Origin of the sequence: Phenylobacterium montanum, assembly GCF_018135625.1 — a bacterium.
GTDB classification, from domain to species: Bacteria; Pseudomonadota; Alphaproteobacteria; order Caulobacterales; family Caulobacteraceae; genus Poindextera; species Poindextera montana.
On record NZ_CP073078.1, the window covers coordinates 4,557,746 to 4,577,979 of the forward strand.

Sequence of the window (20,234 nt, forward strand, 5' to 3'; positions counted from 1 at the left end):
CGACGTTGACTGACACGTCGCCTCTCGGGAGATCCCCGTTCGCTCGGCGCACCCCGGCCGGACGAAGGACGACCGCGTCAGGCAGGTCTCCTGGCTCGTGGGTCTTCGCCAACACGCATCGCCTTCCCGGAGTCTCGACCTTTCGGCCTTCGGCTCCAGTGGCCCTTGATGCGCAGGCTCGCCATCTACAGTTGCGGGGGCAGCCCGGATCGCTCGTCCGAGTTCCCTTTTCACCCCTTTCGGGGACCTGACACAGGCCGCGAACTAGGCCGTTCGGGTTGCGGCGTCAACTGGCTCGACGCGGCGGCAAGGTCAGGCCAGCCGTTCGGCGTGCCAGCGCAGGTGGTCGTCCATGAAGCTGGAGATGAAGTAGTAGCTGTGGTCGTAGCCGGGCTGCAGACGCAGGGTCAGGGGCAGGCCCGCCGCTTCGCAGGCCGCCTGCAGCAATTCGGGCTTCAGCTGGCTTTCCAGAAAATTGTCGGCCCCGCCCTGGTCGACCAGGATCTCCTTCACCCGCGCGCCGTCCTCGATCAGGGCGGTGGCGTCATGGGCGCGCCAGGCGGCCTGGTCCCGGCCCAGATATCCGCCCAGCGCCTTATGCCCCCAGGGACAGCGCATCGGCGAGACGATCGGGGCGAAGGCGGAAACCGAGCGGAAGCGGTCGGGGTTCTTCAGGGCGATGGTCAGTGCCCCGTGGCCGCCCATGGAATGGCCCATGATCGCCTGCCGGCCCATGTCGGCCGGGAAATGCGCCTGAATCAGCGCGGGCAGCTCGCCGGTGATGTAGCTGTACATCCGGTAGTTCTCGGCGAACGGCGCCTGGGTGGCGTCGACATAGAAGCCGGCGCCCAGGCCGAAGTCGTAGGCGGCCTCGGCGTCGTCCGGCACCCCCTCGCCGCGCGGGCTGGTGTCCGGGGCGACGAAGATCAGGCCCAGCTCGGCGCAGGCTTTGCGGAACTCGCCCTTTTCGGTGACATTGGCGTGGGTGCAGGTCAGGCCCGACAGGTACCAGACCACCGGCAGGGGCGCGCCGGCCTCGGCCTGGGGCGGCAGGAACACCGAAAAGGTCATCGGGGTCCCGGTTTCGCCCGAGGCGTGGCGATAGACGCCCTGGACGCCGCCGAAGCTCTTGGTGGTGGACACGGTCTCGAAGGTCATGGCGGCCTGCCTGGGGAGATTTCAGGGACCGCGGATGACTAGAGAGGCGCCGCCGTTGCGGCAAGCCCTCAGGCTGGATCGAACGCCTGGATGATCGTCAGGCCCTCGGCGTTGGTCGCGACCGTGACCCGCGCGCCCAGCGGGTCGCGCGCGATCATGGCCTCGACGACCGCCGGATCGGCAGGATCGGTCATGGCCACGAAGCGGCCGCCGCCGTGGTCCAGATGGCCGACGATGATCCCGCGCGGCGCCTTGCCGGCGTAGTCGATGGTGTAGGTCAGGACCGTGGCCGAGCCCTCCGCGGCCTCGACCATGGTCGGCGCCGGCCAGGCGTCGATCTCGGCCTGCAGCGCCTTGCTGTCGGTCCCGTGCCAGGCCGCCGGCCGGGTGGAATAGATCCCGACGGAATACTTCGACAGGAAGCCGCCGTTGGCGCCCACCAGGCCATAGTCGCCGGGCCGCTCGCGCAGGGCGCGGACCATGCTGGCTATGGCGTGCATGGAGTAGTTGTTGCCGGCCCCGCCGAAGAAGGGCAGGCCGCCGGTCATGGTGAAGGGGCGCGGGTCGTCCAGCGCCAGGTCCAGACCCTCCAGCATGTTGAACACGGCGATGGGGAAGCAGCTGTAGAGGTCGAACAGGTCGATCTGGTCGATCTCAAGCGCGGCGGCGGCCAGGGCCTGGCGCGCCGCCAGGACCGAGGCCCGGCTGCGAGAGATGTCCTCGCGCTCGACCACGGTGCGCTCCTTGGCGTCTGCCCCGCCGTGCAGATAGACCAGCTTCTCCTCCGGCACGCCCAGCTCGCGGGCCTTGCCCAGCGAGGTCATCAGCACCGCCGCGCCTTGATTGGCCTGGTCGCGCGCAACCATGCGGCGAGGGAAGGGATCGGAAGTCAGCCGGTTTGCGGCGGTGACTGTGGCCAATTGCTCGGCGGTATAGACCTCGCGGGACATGGCGTGCGGATTGTGCGAGGCGACCTCGGTGAACGGCGCGAACAGCTCGCCCATGGCCAGGGCGTAGGCCTGGCGGTCAAGGCCGAGACGGGCGCGGCGGGCGTTCTCGAACAGGGCGTAGACGCTGATCGGGGTCATCGCCCCATGGCGAATGAGATCCCCGGTGATCAGGCCGCTGACCCCATAGCCGCGGTCCTCCATCTGGCCGCCGACGCTCTCGGCCCAGTCGCGCGTCTCGCCCTGGGCCTGCAGGTGGCGGACGGTGGAGATGGATTCCGAGCCGGTGATCAGGGCCGTCTCGACCGCGCCGTCGTGGATCGCCTGGCACAGCTCGTTGACCAGGTGCTGGGGGCCCTGGCCGCCGGTCACCTCCAGCACCGCGCGGGCCGGGTCGGCGCCAAGGCGGCGGGCGATGGCCCTGGGGAAGTTGTCGGCGGCGCCGAAGGGCGGAACGGCGCGCGGGGTCGAAACCTCGAACTGGCGGATGGCGGCGATCAGGTCGATGTGCGGGGCGATCGCCTGGCCGGCGCCGGCGTCGTCCAGCGCGGCTTGCGAGGCGAGGCCCGCCAAGTCCGCCGGCGACAGCGCCCGATAGTCCGGCGCGTCTATGCGTTCGGAAGCTTCCCCGACCCCGATGATGACCGGCGTAAGCGCGTCCAAGGCGAACCTCCCGTGTTGGCGGCCTTTCAAAGAGCCTGATCGGTGATAGCCCGCATTCGGGCCGGGCTCTACGGCGACGCAGCGTCAGGGGCGGCAGGTTTTTTGCGGGGGCTCAGCCGCGTCCGACGAACGGCATCTTCGTCGCCATCACGGTCATGGTCAGCACGTTGGCGTCCAGCGGCAGGGCGGCCATGTGCAGCACGCTCCTGGCGACCACGTCCACGTCCATGGTCGCCTCGACCGCGATCCCGCCATGGGCCTGAGGGACGCCGCCGGCCATGCGGGCGGTCATCGCGGTGGCGGCGTTGCCGATGTCGATCTGGCCCACGGCGATGTCGAAGGCGCGGCCGTCCAGGGCGGCGGCCTTGGTCAGGCCGGTGATGGCGTGCTTGGTCGCCGTGTAGGGCGCCGAGTTGGGCCTGGGCGTATGGGCCGATATCGAGCCGTTGTTGATGATCCGCCCGCCGCGCGGGGCCTGGGCCTTCATCAGGCGGAAGGCGGCCTGCAGGCAAAGGAAGGCGCCGGTCAGATTGACGTCCACCACCCGCCGCCACTGATCGAACGACAGCTCTTCGAGCGGGACGGGCGGAGCGCCGGTCCCTGCGTTGTTGAACAGGAGGTCGAGGCGGCCGAACTCAGCCTCGATCCGGCCGAACATGGCGGCGACCTGATCGGGGTCCGAGACGTCGGCGGCGACGGCCAGGATACGGGCTACGGGGCCGGCGAGGGCGGCGGTCTCCTCCAGCGCGCCGAGACGGCGGCCGGCCAGGGCCACGCTCCAGCCCTCTCGGGCCAGGGCCAGGGCGACCGCGCGGCCGATGCCGCTGCCGGCGCCGGTGACCAGGGCGAACTTGGTGTGAGCGGACATGAGATGGCGCCTCGGCTAGGGGAGTGTCAGCCCTCGACCCCGATCTGTCCTGCGGCTGCGGCCGCGGGCTTGACCGCGCTTCTGGCAGGCAGGAGGCCGGCCCAGAAATCGCGATAGTCCCGCCATAGGTCCGGGCCGATCCAGGCGCCGTGGCGATAGGGGGTCTCGACCCCGATCACCAGGCTCTGGTCGGCGTCGCCGCGCCAGGTGCCGAACAGGCGATCCCAAAGGGGCACGAGGGCGAAGTGCCCCACCGGAACCGACAGGTCGAGTATATGGTGCAGGCGATGATGGTTCGGCGACTGCAGCAGCCACCGCCCGACGAAGCCCCAGGTGGAGTCGATCCGGGAGTGGATCAAGTAGCGCAGCACCAGAACGAAGAAGTTGACTTGGACCAGGGTCTCGGGCTGGACGCCGCAGATCACCGCGGGCGTGACGACCGCCACCAGATCCGTGAACACCGCCGGGTGGGTGCGCACGGAGTTCAGCACGCAGAAGTCCTCGGCCGCATGGTGGAAGCGGTGCAGCGGCCAGAACCAATGCGTATGGTCCAGGCGGTGGCCCCAATAGTCGAAGAACGAGAACAGCACGAAATAGCCGGCGAACTGAACCGCCGGCGGCAGATGCGCCAGCGTCAGGTCGAAGCCGATCGCGGCGGCTAGCTGCTGATGCAGCCAGGCGCCCGAGACCAGGGCCACGCCCAGGCTCATCACCACAGTCAGGGCCGACATGATGCGGCCCTGCCAACCCAGAAAGCAGACGAGGTCGGAAAGGCTGGAGCGGGGGTGATCGATCAGGAGCAGCCGCATCGAGCTGCGGCGCCAGCCGACGAAGCAGAGCTCGAGCACGAAGATGGCCGGTATCACCAGCACCATGACCGCGGCGGTGGCGAAGATGCGGCGATGTAGCTGGGTCAGCGTCGCGACGTGGCCGCCGATCGCAAGGCGCAGTGTATCCGGCGTCAGCCGCTCGATCCCCCAACTGACCGCCGCGCCGAGGGCGAGGTAGATCAGAAAGCCGGACAGGATCGCGTTGCGCACGCGCGTGTCACTGTTCACTTCCGAATTCGACACCAGATAGCCCCTGCGCCGCAAACACGCTGGCTCGTCAGCAAGCTTCAGGCCATCGATGGCGCCGGTTGGAGCGGGCCGCAACAGGAGATGTTTGTCTTCTGCGAGCCATCAGGCTGGACGAGTATCGCTTCAGGTCGCGTTGAACTCCCGCGCCGCCGATCCGAATTCAAAGGACCCGATCGATTTTGGAAGTCCAGGGCGAGGCGAAGCGGCGGCCGACCCGCGCATTTCCTTGTCCCGCTTTGGGTATGGCGGGGGCAGGCAAGGGGTTGTTAACCATAACACCTGGATAGTCATGGCGACGCGACCCTGGGTGAAGACTGCGCATCGGCGGCGTATCCCAGGCGCAAAACCTGCAGACCTCGGAGGCGTCATGCCTACCATCGCCTTCATGAGCTCCAAGGGCGGCGCCGGCAAGACGACGGCCGCCCTGACCCTGGCCCTGGGCCTCGCCCGGCGCGGCGAAAACGTCTCGGTGATCGACGCCGACACCAACCAGCCGATCATGCGCTGGCGCACGCACGCCGCGGGCCTGGAGAACCTGACCGTATTCCCCGCGCGCACCAGCGCCCAGCTGCTGCAGGCGCTGGACGACGCCCGCGCTCAGGGGGCCTGGCTGATCGTCGACACCGAAGGCACGGCTCGGTCCTGGGACCAGGTGGGCGCGATCAAGCCGGACCTGACGATCATCCCGGTCGGCGCCTCGCCGCTCGAGGCCGCCGAGGCGATCCGCACTTCGCGCTCGTTGCAGAACATGGCGACCTTCTTCGACCGGCGCCTGCCGCACGCCTGCGTCTTCACCCGCCTGCCGGCGGCGATCCGCGCCCGCTCGTTCGGCCTGGTGGTGCGCCAGCTGCGCGCCGAGCGGATCGCCATCATCGAAACGCCGCTGATCGAAAAGGAAGCCTTCCGGGCCATGTTCTGGAACGGCGGCACCCTCGACAGCCTGGACCCCGAACAGGTCTCCGGCCTGGAATCGGCCCGCAACAACGCCGAACTCTATGCCGGCGACGTGCTGCGTCTGTTCGCCCCCGGCGGCCCGCTGCACCAGGCTCCGCCGGCCCCGGCCGTCGCGCCAGCCCAGGGCTGGGCGCCCCAGGCGGCGCCGGCGGCCGCGATGATGCCCAACGCCGCCTGAGCGGCTGGCGGGATCAGCCCGCCAGCATGTCCGCCAGCCGGCCGCGGATGATGGCCTCCGCCTCGGTCATGATGCGGTCGATCAGCTCCTGGCAGGTCGGAATGTCGTGGATCAGGCCCGCGACCATGCCGCAGGACCAGGCGCCGGCGTCCATCTGACCCTCGACCATGATCTTCGGATAGACCCCCGCCACCTCGGGGAAGATGTCCTCGAACTTGATGTTGGCGCCCAGGGTCCGCTCCTTCTCCAGCAGGCGCTCGACCCCGGCGTTGACCAGCACGCGCTCGGTGTTGCGGAGCGGGCGCATGACCAGGCGTGTGTCGAGCTCGCTGGCGGCGACGATGGCCTGCTTCACGTTATCATGCACCGGCGCTTCCTTGGTGGCGATGAAGCGGGTGCCCATGTTCAGGCCGTCCGCGCCCATGGCCAGCGCGGCGACCAGCTGGCTGCCGGTGGCGCAACCGCCCGAGGCGACGAAGGGGATCTTCAGCTCTTCCGCCGCCCGCGGCAGCAGCACCCAGTTGCCGACGTCGTCCTCGCCCGGATGCCCGCCGCACTCGAAGCCGTCGACGCTGACCGCGTCGCAGCCGATGGACTCGGCCTTCAGCGAGTGGCGGACCGAGGTGCACTTGTGGATCACCTTGATCCCGGCCTCTTTCAGCGCCGGCAGCCACTTCTGCGGATTGTTGCCGGCGGTCTCGACGATCTTCACCCCCCCGTCGATGATCGCCTTCACATAGCCCGGATAGTCCGGCGGATTGACCGAGGGAAGGAAGGTCAGGTTCACCCCGAACGGCTTGTCGGTCAGGCCGCGGCACTTCTTGATCTCGGCCGCCAGCTTCTCGGGCGTGCCCTGGGTCAGGCCGGTGATGATCCCCAGGCCACCGGCGTTGGAGACCGCCGCCGCCATCTCCGCGAAGCCGACATAGTGCATGCCGCCCTGGATGATCGGGTGCTTGATGCCGAACAGTTCGGTGATGCGGGTCTTCATGGGGCGGTTCCCTGGCGTTGTTGGTTCGCCGCCAAGGACCCGGGTTTACGCGAGGGTTGTCAAGGCCGTTGCGTTTGGAAACGGGGAGGTCAGGGCCGGTCCGCCGTGACCTGCGCCTGAACCTGGACCGCCGCGGGGACCGAGTCGGTCGAGGCGAACTCGCCCTGGCCGACGCCGAAGGCGGTGCGATCGAGGCCGACGGTTCCCCTGGCGCGGGCGGTCTTGCCGTCGATCTTCAGGGTGAAGGGCAGGCTGACCGGCTTCTTCACCCCGCGCAGGTCCAGGGTCCCGTCGGCGACGAAGCGGCCCTCGCCGGTCTTGCGGAACTTGGCTGCGGTGAAGACGGCCTTGGGATGGGTGGCGACGTCGAACCAGTCCGCGGTCGGCAGGGTGGCGTCGCGCTGGGGGTCGCCGGTGGCGGCCGAGGCCAGGTCGATCTCGACCTTGATGTGGGATTTGTCGAGGGCGTCCGGCGAGAACCGGATGTCGGCGGTCCAGCGGTCGAAGCGGCCCTGGATCGTCTGGCCCGACCAGGTGGTGGTGAAGCCGAGGCTGGAGCCCTTGCGCACGGTCCATTGGGCCGGCGGCAGGGGCGCTTCGGCGGTCTGGGCCGCTGCTGCTGCGGACTGGGCGGGCGCCGACGAAGCCGGCTGAGCGGCGGAAGCGGCCGGCGCGGGCGGCTCGGGCTGGGCGATCGGGGCGGGCGGCGGCGCGGCGGCGGCTTGCGGCAGGGGCGGGCGGTAGGTCAGGCCAACCCCGATCACCGCCAGGAAGGCCGCCGCGGTCAGCCACAGGCGCGGCTCGGCAATGCCCGGCTTGGCCCCGGCCGCCATGTGGGCGAACACCCGGTCGCGGTCGATGATCTGGTGCTTGGCCACCGCGCCCAGGTGCAGGGCCAGCAACAGGTAGGCGATCTTGACCAGGATCTCGTGCGATTCCTTGGAATTGGCATACCAGACGTGCTTGGCCGGGGCGGCCAACTCGGCCACGCCCGGCACGTGCGGCCAGGGTATGGCGCCATAGAGCAGGGTGGGGATGCCGGTCGGGCTGGCCGACACCGCCAGCCAGCCGGTGAGCGGCAGGCCGATCATCAGGCCGTAGAAGCCCACATGGACGATCTTGGCCGCCGCCGCTTCCCAGGCCGGCTGGTCCACGTGCGGCGGCTTGTTCACGAGGCGCCAGCCCAGCCTGACGAGGCTCAGCAGCAGGATGGTGATACCCACCGACTTGTGCAGCTGGAACAGGGCGAAGGCCAAGGCGCTGTGCTTGGGCGCCCAGCCCATGCGCCAGCCCAAAAGGATCTGGAACACGATCGCCACGGCGATCAGCCAGTGCAGCACGATGGCCACGGTGGTGTAGCGGTCACGCGGCGCAGCGCTCATGCGGGGCTCCTTCTGGCGATCGTCCCGGCGCCGTCGGCCAAGGTTCGAGCGCTGCAGCATATAGGGGCGGTCATTGAGGCGGCAATCCGGCGGCTGGCGCCGTGCGCACGCGCGGGCGCAGCTTGAAATTGGCATAATGCGTGCCACTATGCCGTCGAGCCGGACAGTCGGCGGCGGGGGAAAGCGCATGCGCCGGGTGAGCGGGTGGCTTGTCGTCTTGGGCGTGGTGGCCGTGATCGGCGCGGGCGTCTGGCTCGCGCGAGGTGCGGCGGCCCTGAGGCTGATGGCGCGGGTCTATGATCAGGCCCTGGCTCAGGATCCGTTGCAGAGCCTGCCCGACGGCCTGCATGTCGGCCTTTGCGGCACGGGCTCGCCCATGGCCGATCCGGCGCGGGCCGGGCCCTGCACGGTGGTGGTGGCCGGGCGGCGCATGTTCGTGGTCGACTCCGGTCCCGGCAGCGTGCGCAACCTGACCCTGATGAACCTGCCGCCGGCGCGGGCCGAGGCGGCGTTTCTGACCCACTTCCATTCCGACCACATCGGCGACCTGGGCGAGTTGATGCTGCAGCACTGGGCCGGCGGTGCGGCCGGCGCGCCGTTGCCGGTCTATGGCCCGACCGGGGTGGACCAGGTGGTGGGCGGGTTCATGGCCGCCTATGGCCTGGACCGCGGCTACCGCATCGCCCATCACGGGCCCAAGGTGGTGCCGCCGCCCGGCTTCGGCGGCGCGCCGCACGCCTTTCCCATGAACAAGACCGCGGTGGACGTGACCTTGATCGACGACGCCGATCTGAAGGTGGTGGCCTTCCCGGTGGATCACGGCCCCGTCGATCCGGCGGTCGGCTATCTGTTCGCCTACAAGGGGCGGCGGGTGGTGGTCAGCGGCGACACCGCCCCCTCGGCGCGGCTGGAGGCCGAGGCGCGGGGCGCCGACCTTCTGGTGCACGAGGGCTTGCAGCCGCGGCTGGTGGAGATGCAGCGCCAGGCGGCCCTGCGCCACGGCCGCACCAACCTGGCCGCGATCCTGCACGACATATTGAGCTATCACACCACGCCCGAGCAGGCCGCCGGCATAGCCGAGCGCGACCATGTGCGGATGCTGGTCTTCACCCACGTGATCCCGCCCCTGCCGATCAAGGCGCTGGAGGGGCCGTTCCTGGGCGACGCGCCGAAAATCTATCACGGGCCGATCCGCGTCGGCCACGACGGCGACTTCTTCAGCCTGCCGCCGGGCGGGACCGAGATCCGCCAGACCAGCCGCCTCTTGCTGCGATAGGAGCAGAGCCATGACCGAGACCGACCGCATCGCCTTAAGCGGCGCGCCGGGGTCGCCCTATACCCGCAAAATGCTGGCGGTGCTGCGCTATCGCCGCATCCCCTATCGCTTCCTGCTGGCCAGCGTGGACGGCCTGGCGGGGATGCCCAAGCCCAAGGTGCAACTGCTGCCGACCTTCTACCTGCCGGGACCGGACGGCGAGCTGGAGGCGGTGGTCGATTCCAGCCCGATCATCCGCCGGCTGGAAAAGGAGCGCGCCGGCCGATCCGTGATCCCGTCCGACCCCGCCCTGGCCTTCCTCGACGCCCTGATCGAGGACTATGCCGACGAGTGGCTGACCAAGGCCATGTTCCACTATCGCTGGTCCTATGCCGAGGACATCGACAAGTCGGCCCGCATCCTGCCCCTGTGGCGCGGGGTGTCGATCTCGGGCGAGACCCATGCGGCCATGGCCAAGGCGTTCGCCGAGCGCCAGATCGGGCGGCTGGGGGTGGTCGGCTCCAACGCCGTGACCGGGCCGGTGATCGAGGCCAGCTACCGGCGCTTCATCGCCGCCTTCGAGGCCCACCTGACCCGCCAGCCCTTCCTCCTCGGCCGCCGCCCGGGCGCCTGCGACTTCGGCGTGTTCGGCCAGCTGACCCAGCTCGCCGGCTTCGACCCGACGCCGATGGCCGAGACCCTGAAGGCGGCGCCCCGGGTGTTCGCCTGGGTCGGGATGATGGAGGATCTGTCGGGCCTGGAGCCTGCCGAGGGCGACTGGACCCCGATCGAGGCGATCCCTGAGACCCTGACCGCGCTTCTGGCCGAGATCGGCCGGGTCTATGCGCCGGTCATGCTGGCCAACGCCCGGGCGCTGATGGGCCGGGCCGAGGCGGTCCAGGCCACCGTCGATGGCCAGGCCTGGACCCAGGCCCCGTTCCCCTATCAGGGCAAGTGCGTGCAGTGGCTGCGCGAGGGCCGGGCGGGCTTGGGCGACGACGCCCGGGCTGCGGTGGACCGGGCGCTGGCGGGAACGGGCTGCGAGGCCCTGTTCGCCTGACCCTCAGCCCGCCAGCCGCTGGGCCGCCGACAGCAGCACCGCGCGGGCGGCGTCGGGGGACAGGCGCTGTTCGCGGCGCAGGCGGTCCCAGGCCTCGAAGCTGAACAACAGGTCCAGGGCCTCGAAGGTCGCAGCGTCGGCGACGATTTCGGGCGGGGCGATCTCGCGCAGCAGCTCGCGCAGGCGCCCGTTCAGCCGCTGGATGTCCTGCTCCAGGAACCGCGAACGATGCCGCTGCGAAGCCTCGGCGCGCTTGAACGGGGTGATCAGCTCGAACAGGGCCGCGCGACGGCGGACCACCTCGGCCAGCCGCTCGGGCCAGGGGCCGTCGAACTGGCCGCCCTCGATCTCACGCGCGACCCGGTCCTCGACGATCAGCGACATCTCGCGAAACAGGCTGTCCATGTCGTTGAAGTGGCGGAACACGGTGCGCAAGCCCACCTGGGCGCGCTCGGCCACCTGTTCGGCGCTGGCGGCGATCTGGCCCTCCTGCACCAGCTCGACCATGGCGGCGACGATGCGCGCGCGGCTGTCCGCCGATCGCCGGCGGCGCCCGTCGGTCTCCAGGGCTGCGGCTTCGAGCACGCAAGGGTCTCCTTCGGCCGCGGGCGGAAGGCTTCACGGCGCAAGGACGATATATTGACAGGGTCTGTGCCGCTAGTCGCCGAGGCCGGCGGCGAAGGCGCGGAAACCTTTGGCGAAGCTGTCCGGCTGCTCAAGGAACGGGCTGTGCCCGCCTGGAAACACCGTCAGGCTGGCGCGCTTCAGCCGGTCGATCGCCGGACGGCAGAAGGAGAGAGGGATCACCCGATCGCTCTTCGCCCAGGCGACCCAGATAGGAATGTCGAGGTTCGCGGCGAGGTCGCGGATGTCGGCCTCGGGCCGGGCGAAGCTGGCCCAGGCCTGGCGCAGCTGCGGTGCAAGGCGCGGGCCGTTGCGGACGATTTCGCGCCGATGGGCGGCCGCGGCGCGGGTCGGCAGCACCAGGCGGTAGTAGAGCGCATAGGCGGCACGGAACCAGGCCGCGCCGCGTTCCCCGGCGGCGAAGAAGGCCTCGACCAGGCCGCAGAATCGCCGGGCCGTGGCGTCCACCGCCACCAGCCCGCCACTGTCGCAGAGCACAAGGCCGCGGACGGGAAGGGCGGCGGCGTAGCGGACCGCCGTCGCCCCGCCGATCGAATTGCCAATCAGGACGGGCCGGCTCACCCCCAGCACGCCCAGGACCCCGGCCAGCAGCTCGGCGTAGCGGCCCGGATCGACCGGCTCGTGATCTGGGCCGGAGCGGCCGTGGCTCGGCCACTCGATGCGGATGAACTCGAACCCGTCCGGGCAGCGCTGCGCCAGCGGGTCGAAGTCGCGGGCGTCATGGCCGACGGCGGTCAGGCAGACCACCGGGGCCCCATGGCCGATCCGCTCCACCGCGATCTGAACCCCGTCCACCTCGACCTTGGTCAGTTCCGCGCCAGCCAGCATGTCCGCCCTCCATTTCGGCAAGTGATATCTATATCACATTACCGATCGGTCAGGAAGCAGGAACCCCTCTGGCGTCGCCGTGAGTCGTCGGACAGTGTGCCCCGCTTGCTGGAGGACCCATGCGCTCAACCGTTTCCGCCCTGGCGCTCGCCGTTTCGCTCGTCGCCGGCGCCGTGCAGGCCCAGTCCATCCCCGAGACCGCCGCCGCCCTGCGCGACAAGGCCCTGGCCGGCTCGCCCGCCTATGACATCCTGGAATCCCTGACCACCGAGGTCGGCCCGCGGCCGACTGGCTCGCCGGCGCAGAAGCGGGCCATGGAATGGGGCGTGGCCAAGCTGAAGGCCCTGGGCTTCAGCAACGTCCACGTCGAGCCGTTCAGCAAGCAGGCCTGGACCCGCGGGCCGGAGTCGGCCGAGATCACCGGGCCCTATCCGCAGAAGCTGGCCATCCTCGGCCTCGGCGGCACGATCCCCACCCCGCCGGACGGGATCGAGGCGCCCATCGCCTTGTTCCACACCTATGCCGACATGCTGGCCGCCCCAACTGGCTCGCTCAGCGGAAAGATCGCCGTCGTGACCGAGCCCATGGTGCGCACCGAGAACGGGGCCGGCTATGGCGCCGTGATCCTGATGCGGGTGATCGGCCCGCAGGAGGCCGCCAGGCGCGGCGCCGTCGCCTATCTGATCCGCTCGCTCTCGACCGCCGACGACCGCTTTCCCCACACGGGTAACATGGAGCCGGCGTCGATCCCGGCGGCGGCCCTGTCGCCGGTCGACGCGGCCCTGATCGATCGCATGGCCGCCCGCGGCCAGCCGGTCACCATCCGGCTGAAGCTGGACTCCCATATCACCCAGAACGCCCAGGCCTGGAACGTGGTCGGCGAGATCAAGGGGCGCGAGCATCCCGAGCAGGTGGTGGTGATCGGCGGCCACCTCGACAGCTGGGACCCGGGGACCGGCGCGATCGACGACGGCGCCGGCGTGGCCATCACCACCGCCACGGGCAAGCTGATCGCCGACCTGCCGCGCGCGCCCCGGCGCACGGTGCGGGTGGTGATGTTCGGCTCGGAGGAGACCGACGGCAGCGGCGCGGCCTATGCCGCCGCGCACAAGGGCGAGGTCGCCAATATCGTCCTCGGCGGAGAGAGCGACCTGGGCTCGGACCGCATCTACAAGCTGCGCCTGGCACCCGGCGGTGTGGCCGACCCAGCCTTGAAGGGGCTGGCCGACCTGCTCGCGCCGTTGAAGATCATCGTCGACAAGGCCCCTGCCGATGACGCCGGCGCCGACATCGAGGGCCTGCAGGCCCTGGGCGCGCCGATCATGACCTATTACCAGGACGCCAGCCGTTATTTCGACACCCACCACTCGGCCAACGATGTGATCGAGCGGGTCGACCGCAAGAGCCTGGACCAGAACGTCGCCGCCTGGGCCGCCCTGATCTACACCGTGGCCGAGAGCGACGTGGATTTCAGGAAGGGCGGGAAGTAGGCCTGCCGCTCAATACGGCGTCCCATCCACGTGCGTCTCGCCGGTTTCCGGCGACCAGAGCAGGTCGATATCGGGATAGTGGACCAGCGAGCGCTCCGGCAGGCTGACCCCGATCAGGATGCAGTCGCGGTCGCTCTCGTTGATCAGGTAGTGGCCGTTCCCGTCGTTCTTGGGAAACGTGGCCACGTCGCCGGCCTTCATTGGACGGCGCCCATGGTCGTCGATCAGCACCGCCTCGCCGGACAGCACCGCAACCAGTTCGTCCTCGCCCTCGTGCCAGTGGCGCTGCGAGGACCAGCAGCCGGGCGGCAGCACCACATGGATGGCGACGAAGTCTGTCAGGCCCCCCGCGGCGCCGACGTCGCGCGCGGTCCGCCGGGCCAGGGGCTGGTCGTAGGGCGCGGGATAGCTGCAGCCCAGCGCAGGCTCTATGGCGTCGAGGTCGATCTTGGGCATGGGCGGCTCGTCTTCGGCGGGTGAAGTCCGAAGATGGGAAGCCGCCCGGGAAAGTCGAGCGTCAGGTCGCCGAGGCCGGAACCGGAGCCGCCGCCGGCGCCGGGCGACGGCCGGTGCGGCGATATTCGACCTCGGCCAGCACGGCCAGGTGGATGGCTTCGCGCAGGATCGGGGTCATGGCGTCCTTGGCCGCCGAGCGGGCCTCGGGGAAGGAGTCGATCGACATGGCGTCCAGCCAGCCGTCGAACTGCGCGGTGCAGGATTCGCCAATCCTCTGCTCCAGCCGCTTGTCGTCGCGGCCACGGTAAAGCTGGGCCGCCTGAGCGAAGATGCAGCTGTGATAGGCTTCCTTGGCCGCGTCGATCTTGGCCTGCAGCTGCGCCTGGCTCGTTTCGTCGCTCGCCGGCATCAGCAACGTCGCCACGGCTGCACTGATCAAGAACATCTGCTTCTCCTTCGCGTGCAGTAATTTGACGCGCCAATTGGTGAACGACTCATTTCCTCTATAGATGAACAGCCAAAATCGACTGGTGTCGATGTGACAGCCGGACGCGCATGGCCGGGGGCTCAACAGCGCCTGCGGATCGGGCTACAAGCGCGCGAGATGCCGGAGCAGAGATCAATGAGCGGACGCCTCGCGGGCCAACACGTCGCCGTGCTGATGGGCGGGCTGTCGCCCGAGCGCGACGTCTCGCTGGTGACCGGGGCCGCCTGCGCCGACGCGTTGGAGCGTTCGGGCGCGCGGGTCAGCCGCATCGACGCCGGCCGTGACCTGGCCCAGGTGCTGACGGCGCTGAAGCCGGACGTGGTGTTCAACGCCCTGCACGGCGCCTGGGGCGAGGACGGCTGCGTGCAGGGTGTGCTGGAGACCCTGGGCCTGCCCTATAGCCACAGCGGCGTGCTGGCCTCGGCCCTGGCCATGGACAAGGCCAAGGCCAAGGCGGTGCTGGCCGCGGCGGGCGTCGCCGTCCCCGGCGGCGGCCTGTTCAACCGCCACGAGATCGCCCGCGAACACGTCATGGCCCCGCCCTATGTGGTCAAGCCCAACGCCCAGGGCTCCTCGGTCGGGGTGCTGCTGGTGTTCGAGGGCGCCAACGGCCCGCCGCAGGACGTGGTGGCGCCCAGCTGGGCCTATGGCGAAGAGGTGATGGTCGAGCCCTATGTGCCCGGCAAGGAGCTGTCGGTGGCGGTGATGGATGGCAAGGCGATAACCGTTACCGATATTTTGCCGCGCACCGGCTTCTACGACTATGACGCCAAGTACGGCGAAGGCGGCTCAATGCATGTGGTTCCGGCGAAATTACCGCCTGGAATCAATGAGAAAGCCATGAGGATGGCCGAGGCGGCGCACGCCGCGCTTGGTTGCCGAGGGGTTACCAGATCGGACCTTCGTTATGACGATGTTAACGACGTTCTGGTCCTCTTGGAGGTCAACACCCAGCCCGGCATGACGCCCACGTCGCTCGTTCCCGAACAGGCGGCTCATGTCGGAATCGGGTTCGACGCGTTGGTTTGTTGGATCGTGGAGGACGCGTATGGCCGTGACGGTGAGGGGAGGCGCGCCTAGCAGCCCGCCCAAGCCCCGATCCAAGGCCCCGGGCGGCGGCCCGGCGCGCGGCTCTGCGCCCGCAAAGCCGCAGCCCAGGGCCAAGGGCAAGCCGCCCAAGGGCCCCTCCAGAGCCTACACGCCCGCCAAGCTGGGCGCGGTGCGCGGCGTCGGCCTGCCGCCGCACATCGCCCTCGGCGTCGCGGTGCTGGCGGTGCTGATCGCCCTGGCCGGCGCCCTGGTCGCCGAGCGCCGCGGCCAGCCCTCGGCCGCCGCAGGAACCAGCCCCTTCGACCGCATGACCGCCGCCATCGGCCTGAAGGTGGCCAAGGTCGAGATCGAGGGCGCGCCGCAGATGGCGGAAGACTCGATCAAGGCCGCGGCCCAGGTCGAGGCCGGCCAGCCGATCCTGGGCCTCGATCTCGCCGCGCTGCGCGCGCGGGTGGAGAAGGTCGGCTGGGTCAAGCAGGCGCGGATCGTACGCCTCCTGCCCGACACCATCGTCATCGCCGTGATCCCGCGCACCACCCTGGCCGTCTGGCAGCACCAGGGCCACACCCTGGTGATCGACAGCGAGGGCCACACCATCCCTGAGGCCGATCCGGCGCGTTTCCCGCAACTGCCGCTGGTGGTGGGCGAGGGCGCCAATGACGCTGCGGCTCAGATCCTGCCGCTGGTGGCCTCGCGGCCACGCCTGACCCAGCGCCTGGACGCCCTGGTGCGCGTCGATGGGCGCCGCTGGGACCTGAGGATGAACGACGGCGGGCTGATCCAGCTGCCGCCGACCGGAGAGGACGCGGCGCTGATCCAGCTGGACCAGCTGGACCAGAAGTCGCGGATACTGGAGCTGGGCTTTGCGCGGATCGACCTGCGTGATCCCGAGATGGTCACGGTGCGGCCGAAGGACGCCGCACCCGGACAGGCAGGGACCGCTGGTACTTGAGATATTTGGGGGTTCGACGGAATGTCGCGGCTTGAGGACCGGCGTGAAGCCCGGGAAGGATTGAAGGTTTTGGCGGGTCGGCAGCCCTTGGTCGCCGCGCTCGATCTGGGCGCCTCGAAGGTCACCTGCTTCATCATGAAGCCGGGCGGGGTGAACCGCGAGGCGCGCACCCTGCAGACCGTGGGCGTGGGCCACGTGCAGTCGCGCGGCGTGCGCGGCGGCTCGATCGTCAACATGGACGAGGCGGCCGACGCCATCGCGCTGGCGGTGGAGCGGGCCGAGCAGGTCGCCGGCGCCAGCATCCAGGGCGTGACCGTGGCCACCGCCGGCGGCCAGCTGGCCAGCCACCGTGTCTCGGCCCAGGTCAGCCTGGGCGCCCGGCCGATCGTCGACGCCGACCTGTCCAAGGCCATCGGCCAGGCCCTGTCGCAGGTGCGCCTGCCGGGCCGGCGGCCGGTCCACCTATTGCCCATCGCCTGGTCGGTGGACGGCCAGCGCGGGGTGCGCGATCCCCGTTCCATGTTCGGCCGCCAGCTTGGCCTCGAACTCCTAGTGGTCTCGATTAGCGAGACCGTGTTCCAGACCCTCGGCTATTGTGTCGAGCGCGCGCACCTGGAGTTCCAGGGCGCGGTGGCCTCGCCCTTCGTCTCGGCCCTGGCGGCGCTGGAAGACGACGAGATGGACCTGGGCTGCATCTGTGTCGACATGGGCGGCGGCTCGACCTCGGTGGCGGTGTTCGCCAACGGCTCGCTGATCCATGTGGACAGCCTGGCGGTGGGCGGGGCGCACGTCACCGCCGACATCGCCCGCGGCCTGTCCACCTCCATCGCCGGCGCCGAGCGGATCAAGACTCTGCACGGCTCGGCCATCGCCTCGGCCAACGAGGACCGCGAGATGATCGAGGCCCCGCCGCGCGGCGACGATCCGGGCGCAGGGCCGGTGATCGCCCCGCGCTCGATGCTCAAGGGCATCATCGCGCCGCGGGTCGAGGAGACCCTGGAGTTGCTGCGCGAGCGGCTGAAGGCTTCGGGTGCGCCGCTGGACCCTGGCGCCGGCCTTGTGCTGACCGGGGGCGCCAGCCAGCTGGCCGGGGTGCGCGAAGTGGCTGTGCGGGTGTTCGACCGGCCGGTGCGCCTGGGCCGTCCACGCCGCCTGCCGCACCTGGCCGACGCCGCTTCCGGCCCGGCCTTCTGCGCCGCCGCCGGCATCCTGCAGCGCGCTGCCTTCGGCCCGCGCGAAGTGGTCTCGCTGCGCACTCTGGCGGGGGGCGGCAAGGCCCAGCAGCCGGCCAAGACCGAGAGTGGCAATCCCCTGTCGCGCGCAGCCCAGTGGCTGAAGGACAACCTCTAAAGGCGGCGCCCGCGCATTTTTTCCGCGCCGCAAACCTGTCCCAATGCGATGAAAAGGTCGGCTTGATACTGATTCGGAGACTCCGATGGACCGCCGACTGCTGATCACGTCCAGCCTCGCCTATCTCGGCGCCAGCGCCGTAGCCCGGGCCCAGGAGCTGCAGCCTCCCGCCCGCAACGAGCCGCCGGCCCAGGACGTGCCGCCTCCGCCCCCGGTGGCGAAGGCCCAGGAAGTTCCGTCCGAAGCGCCGCCGGCCCAGGCCGCGCCGCCGCCCGCCCCGCCGCCTGAGCGCGACGACGCCGGCGCCATGCCGCCGCCCCGCCAGGGGCTGACGCCCAACTACAAGGCCGAGACCTATTCCAAGGACGAGATCGTCAACCAGGTCTCGGACTTCTTCGGTGTGGCGGCCGAGGCCGCCGCCTCGGTGGTCGAGCGCATCTTCCGCGACAACGGTCGCCCCACCGGTTACATCGCCGGCGAGGAAGGCTCGGGCGCGTTCTTCGTCGGCCTGCGCTACGGCAAGGGCCGCCTCTACATGAAGCACCAGCCCGAGGCAGAGGTGTTCTGGCAGGGGCCATCGATCGGCTGGGACTGGGGCGGCAACGGCAGCCGGGTGTTCACCCTCTGCTACAATCTTCAGTACCCGGACATGATCTATCGCCGCTTCCCCGGCGTGGACGGCAGCGCCTATCTGATCGGCGGCCTGGGGGTGAACTACCAGCGCGCCGAGGACATCACCCTGGCCCCCATCCGCGCCGGCGTCGGCCTGCGCCTGGGCGCCAATATCGGCTACCTGGCCTATACCCGCAAACAGCACCTCTTGCCGCTGTAGGCGCGGTCGCGGCTCAGTTGTCGAATTCGACCGTGTAGGTCAGGGTCGTCTCGCTCCGCGCCGCCAATGCGATGCGCCAGGCCGGCGCGCCGTCCCGGATGTCGTGTGACAGGGATTCGGCGACGATCGTCAGGCCCTCGGCCTGAGGCTGACGGACTTCGGTGATGACCGCATCGGCGCGGTGATTGAACAGGCTGACGGCGATCTCGGCGCGTAGCCGGCGATGATCGGTTCCCCATCCCAGCTGCTTCGCGCTCACGATTTCCTGGCGCACCACGACCTCTGGCGACTGGGCCAGGTTCAGTTCGAACGGTTCGTTCACGGGCACGTCGCGCATGCCGGCCTGACCCAGGAACAGCTCATGTCCCGGCGCGCCCGGCTCGGCCTGGCGGAAGGAGACCAGACCCGCCGGCAGGGCCTCGCCCAGCCCGTCGGCCGCCTTGTTCTTCAGGCGAAGGACCAGGCGGGTGGGAATGGTCTGGTCTGGCGGCGGCGCTTCGCCATTGTCGCCGATCTCCACGTCATAGCGATAGACAGGATCGAAGCCGACCTTGGCCTGGTGCAGGAACTGGACCTGCTTGACCTGATGGGCGGCCACAGTGGTCGGCTCGACCAGGCTGTAGAGCTTGTAGTCGCCGAGATCGGTCTGAACGGTGCGCTTCTGGGCGGTGACGACGACCTCCTCGCGCATGCCAGGGGGCGCCGGCATGGGAGCCATCAGCGCCATCGGCGGCGGGGGTGGTGGCGCCGGAATCTCTGGCCTCGGCACGCCATGGTGGCTGGTCCCCATGGGCCAGCAGCCGGTCTTAAGGTGCTGCGGCGCGGCCGTCGGCAGGTCTGCCGGAACCCGGGCCAGGCGGCCGGCGACCACGGCGGTCGGCGCGTCGGCGAAGCTGGCGGCGCTGTGGTTGGCCAGGGTGATCCAGCCGGTCAGGTCCAGGCTCTTGCCGTCGGGGCTGATGCGGGCGACGTAGTCCGCCGCCCAGTCTATCCGCACGCTGAGATAGCTCACCCGCACCTGGTAGCGGCCAGCGGCGGGCGTGTCGGTGACCACCGACAGCGTCGGGCGGCTGGCCAGGCCCTTGGGCAGGCTGTCGAACACCAGCTTCTCAGGCCCGCCGCTGCAGCGCAGGGCCTCGACCCCGGCCGCGGTCTGCAGCACCACCCCGTCCGGGCCGGCGCGCACGGTGGCCGCCTCGCTGGTTTCCCGCCCGGTCTTGCGGTCGGTGCGGACGATGTGGACCGGCTGGTCGGTCAGGTGGGCGATCAGCGAGCCGGGGCTCAAGAGGTCGTAGTCGAAATTGCGCTCGGCCAGGCTGCCCGGCAGGCCCTCGACCGCGGCGCTCTCGGGGATGATCCCGTCGGCCACGCCCTCGAAGCTCAGGCGCGTGCGGCCGGCGGGCAGGTCGACCGTACGGGTCTCGGTGACCAGGGCGAGGCCGTGAGCGGAATCCGGGTCTTCACGGGCCAGGTCGGCGCCGCGGGCGGGGCGGTCGCGATAGACCACCACCTCGACCTTTTCGGGCGCGGCCGAGATCGTGTCCGCCCGCGCCAAGACCGGCAGAGCCAACGCGACCGCAAAGATCAGTTGGGTGAGCCTTCCGCCCAC

19 protein-coding genes and 1 riboswitch are annotated in these 20,234 nt (G+C 70.1%); of the genes, 8 read left to right on the forward strand and 11 right to left on the reverse strand.

Going from position 1 to position 20,234, the window contains the following annotated elements:
* Positions 1-63 precede the first annotated feature (63 nt).
* Positions 64-266: riboswitch (cobalamin riboswitch) on the reverse strand.
* A 46-nt stretch (positions 267-312) separates the two neighbouring features.
* From fghA to KCG34_RS20780, 4 genes are all read right to left on the reverse strand, one after another.
* Positions 313-1,158 carry an S-formylglutathione hydrolase gene (gene fghA, locus KCG34_RS20765; protein WP_211937511.1) on the reverse strand — a complete coding sequence of 282 codons (846 nt, stop codon included), beginning with the start codon at positions 1,156-1,158 and terminating at the stop codon, positions 313-315.
* Between the two features lie 68 nt (positions 1,159-1,226).
* Complete coding sequence (locus KCG34_RS20770) at positions 1,227-2,768, reverse strand: acetyl-CoA acetyltransferase (protein ID WP_211937512.1); 1,542 nt, start codon at positions 2,766-2,768, stop codon at positions 1,227-1,229.
* A gap of 112 nt (positions 2,769-2,880) precedes the next feature.
* Entirely contained in the window at positions 2,881-3,636 is a 756-nt protein-coding gene (locus KCG34_RS20775) for an SDR family oxidoreductase (RefSeq protein WP_211937513.1), read from the reverse strand.
* Between the two features lie 26 nt (positions 3,637-3,662).
* Entirely contained in the window at positions 3,663-4,676 is a 1,014-nt protein-coding gene (locus tag KCG34_RS20780) for a sterol desaturase family protein (protein ID WP_211937514.1), read from the reverse strand.
* 406 nt (positions 4,677-5,082) lie between these two features.
* On the opposite strand from KCG34_RS20780, the gene KCG34_RS20785 reads away from it, so the two are divergent.
* Positions 5,083-5,847, forward strand: a complete 765-nt coding sequence (locus tag KCG34_RS20785) for a nucleotide-binding protein (RefSeq protein ID WP_211937515.1) — start codon at positions 5,083-5,085, stop codon at positions 5,845-5,847.
* A gap of 13 nt (positions 5,848-5,860) precedes the next feature.
* Here the strand turns inward: KCG34_RS20785 and KCG34_RS20790 are convergent, their stop codons facing one another.
* Complete coding sequence (locus KCG34_RS20790) at positions 5,861-6,838, reverse strand: NAD(P)H-dependent flavin oxidoreductase (protein WP_211937516.1); 978 nt, start codon at positions 6,836-6,838, stop codon at positions 5,861-5,863.
* Between the two features lie 89 nt (positions 6,839-6,927).
* The gene (locus KCG34_RS20795; RefSeq protein WP_211937517.1) at positions 6,928-8,220 is read right to left on the reverse strand and encodes a YceI family protein; all 1,293 of its coding nucleotides are present in this window, start codon (positions 8,218-8,220) and stop codon (positions 6,928-6,930) included.
* 187 nt (positions 8,221-8,407) lie between these two features.
* Between KCG34_RS20795 and KCG34_RS20800 the strand changes: the two genes are divergently transcribed.
* Together KCG34_RS20800 and KCG34_RS20805 are read left to right on the forward strand one after the other, a co-directional pair.
* A complete protein-coding gene (locus KCG34_RS20800) occupies positions 8,408-9,496 on the forward strand; it encodes an MBL fold metallo-hydrolase (RefSeq protein WP_211937518.1) in 1,089 nt (362 codons plus the stop codon).
* 10 nt (positions 9,497-9,506) lie between these two features.
* The gene (locus tag KCG34_RS20805) at positions 9,507-10,535 is read left to right on the forward strand and encodes a glutathione S-transferase N-terminal domain-containing protein (protein ID WP_211937519.1); all 1,029 of its coding nucleotides are present in this window, start codon (positions 9,507-9,509) and stop codon (positions 10,533-10,535) included.
* A 3-nt stretch (positions 10,536-10,538) separates the two neighbouring features.
* On the opposite strand, the gene KCG34_RS20810 is transcribed toward KCG34_RS20805, so the two are convergent.
* Both KCG34_RS20810 and KCG34_RS20815 read right to left on the reverse strand, forming a co-directional pair.
* Positions 10,539-11,120, reverse strand: coding sequence for a TetR/AcrR family transcriptional regulator (locus KCG34_RS20810; protein WP_249138099.1), 582 nt, complete (start codon positions 11,118-11,120; stop codon positions 10,539-10,541).
* Positions 11,121-11,192: 72 nt separating this feature from the next.
* Positions 11,193-12,008 carry an alpha/beta fold hydrolase gene (locus KCG34_RS20815; RefSeq protein WP_211937520.1) on the reverse strand — a complete coding sequence of 272 codons (816 nt, stop codon included), beginning with the start codon at positions 12,006-12,008 and terminating at the stop codon, positions 11,193-11,195.
* Positions 12,009-12,127: 119 nt separating this feature from the next.
* Here KCG34_RS20815 and KCG34_RS20820 point away from each other — a divergent pair, with 119 nt between their 5' ends.
* Positions 12,128-13,498, forward strand: a complete 1,371-nt coding sequence (locus KCG34_RS20820; protein ID WP_211937521.1) for a M28 family peptidase — start codon at positions 12,128-12,130, stop codon at positions 13,496-13,498.
* A 9-nt stretch (positions 13,499-13,507) separates the two neighbouring features.
* Here the strand turns inward: KCG34_RS20820 and KCG34_RS20825 are convergent, their stop codons facing one another.
* The gene (locus KCG34_RS20825; protein WP_211937522.1) at positions 13,508-13,954 is read right to left on the reverse strand and encodes a cupin domain-containing protein; all 447 of its coding nucleotides are present in this window, start codon (positions 13,952-13,954) and stop codon (positions 13,508-13,510) included.
* A gap of 61 nt (positions 13,955-14,015) precedes the next feature.
* Positions 14,016-14,399: a hypothetical protein gene (locus tag KCG34_RS20830; RefSeq protein WP_211937523.1), complete on the reverse strand. Its 384-nt coding sequence runs from the start codon at positions 14,397-14,399 to the stop codon at positions 14,016-14,018.
* A 177-nt stretch (positions 14,400-14,576) separates the two neighbouring features.
* On the opposite strand from KCG34_RS20830, the gene KCG34_RS20835 reads away from it, so the two are divergent.
* From KCG34_RS20835 to KCG34_RS20850, 4 genes are all read left to right on the forward strand, one after another.
* Positions 14,577-15,521, forward strand: a complete 945-nt coding sequence (locus KCG34_RS20835; protein WP_211937524.1) for a D-alanine--D-alanine ligase — start codon at positions 14,577-14,579, stop codon at positions 15,519-15,521.
* The gene (locus KCG34_RS20840) at positions 15,490-16,443 is read left to right on the forward strand and encodes a cell division protein FtsQ/DivIB (protein WP_211937525.1); all 954 of its coding nucleotides are present in this window, start codon (positions 15,490-15,492) and stop codon (positions 16,441-16,443) included. Before KCG34_RS20835 ends, KCG34_RS20840 begins: the two co-directional genes overlap by 32 nt.
* A gap of 21 nt (positions 16,444-16,464) precedes the next feature.
* Complete coding sequence (gene ftsA, locus KCG34_RS20845; protein ID WP_211937526.1) at positions 16,465-17,793, forward strand: cell division protein FtsA; 1,329 nt, start codon at positions 16,465-16,467, stop codon at positions 17,791-17,793.
* An 85-nt stretch (positions 17,794-17,878) separates the two neighbouring features.
* A complete protein-coding gene (locus KCG34_RS20850) occupies positions 17,879-18,625 on the forward strand; it encodes a DUF1134 domain-containing protein (RefSeq protein WP_211937527.1) in 747 nt (248 codons plus the stop codon).
* Positions 18,626-18,638: 13 nt separating this feature from the next.
* On the opposite strand, the gene KCG34_RS20855 is transcribed toward KCG34_RS20850, so the two are convergent.
* Positions 18,639-20,234, reverse strand: a complete 1,596-nt coding sequence (locus KCG34_RS20855) for a DUF4139 domain-containing protein (protein ID WP_211937528.1) — start codon at positions 20,232-20,234, stop codon at positions 18,639-18,641.

Bases quoted from the DNA above. Each gene is read 5' to 3' on its own strand.
- fghA (WP_211937511.1), bottom strand. From the start codon at position 1,158: ATGACCTTCGAGACCGTGTCCACCACCAAGAGCTTCGGCGGCGTCCAG.
- KCG34_RS20775 (WP_211937513.1), bottom strand. From the start codon at position 3,636: ATGTCCGCTCACACCAAGTTCGCCCTGGTCACCGGCGCCGGCAGCGGC.
- KCG34_RS20785 (WP_211937515.1), top strand. From the start codon at position 5,083: ATGCCTACCATCGCCTTCATGAGCTCCAAGGGCGGCGCCGGCAAGACG.
- KCG34_RS20790 (WP_211937516.1), bottom strand. From the start codon at position 6,838: ATGAAGACCCGCATCACCGAACTGTTCGGCATCAAGCACCCGATCATC.
- KCG34_RS20795 (WP_211937517.1), bottom strand. From the start codon at position 8,220: ATGAGCGCTGCGCCGCGTGACCGCTACACCACCGTGGCCATCGTGCTG.
- KCG34_RS20800 (WP_211937518.1), top strand. From the start codon at position 8,408: ATGCGCCGGGTGAGCGGGTGGCTTGTCGTCTTGGGCGTGGTGGCCGTG.
- KCG34_RS20805 (WP_211937519.1), top strand. From the start codon at position 9,507: ATGACCGAGACCGACCGCATCGCCTTAAGCGGCGCGCCGGGGTCGCCC.
- KCG34_RS20815 (WP_211937520.1), bottom strand. From the start codon at position 12,008: ATGCTGGCTGGCGCGGAACTGACCAAGGTCGAGGTGGACGGGGTTCAG.
- KCG34_RS20820 (WP_211937521.1), top strand. From the start codon at position 12,128: ATGCGCTCAACCGTTTCCGCCCTGGCGCTCGCCGTTTCGCTCGTCGCC.
- KCG34_RS20825 (WP_211937522.1), bottom strand. From the start codon at position 13,954: ATGCCCAAGATCGACCTCGACGCCATAGAGCCTGCGCTGGGCTGCAGC.
- KCG34_RS20830 (WP_211937523.1), bottom strand. From the start codon at position 14,399: ATGTTCTTGATCAGTGCAGCCGTGGCGACGTTGCTGATGCCGGCGAGC.
- KCG34_RS20835 (WP_211937524.1), top strand. From the start codon at position 14,577: ATGAGCGGACGCCTCGCGGGCCAACACGTCGCCGTGCTGATGGGCGGG.
- KCG34_RS20840 (WP_211937525.1), top strand. From the start codon at position 15,490: ATGGCCGTGACGGTGAGGGGAGGCGCGCCTAGCAGCCCGCCCAAGCCC.
- ftsA (WP_211937526.1), top strand. From the start codon at position 16,465: ATGTCGCGGCTTGAGGACCGGCGTGAAGCCCGGGAAGGATTGAAGGTT.
- KCG34_RS20850 (WP_211937527.1), top strand. From the start codon at position 17,879: ATGGACCGCCGACTGCTGATCACGTCCAGCCTCGCCTATCTCGGCGCC.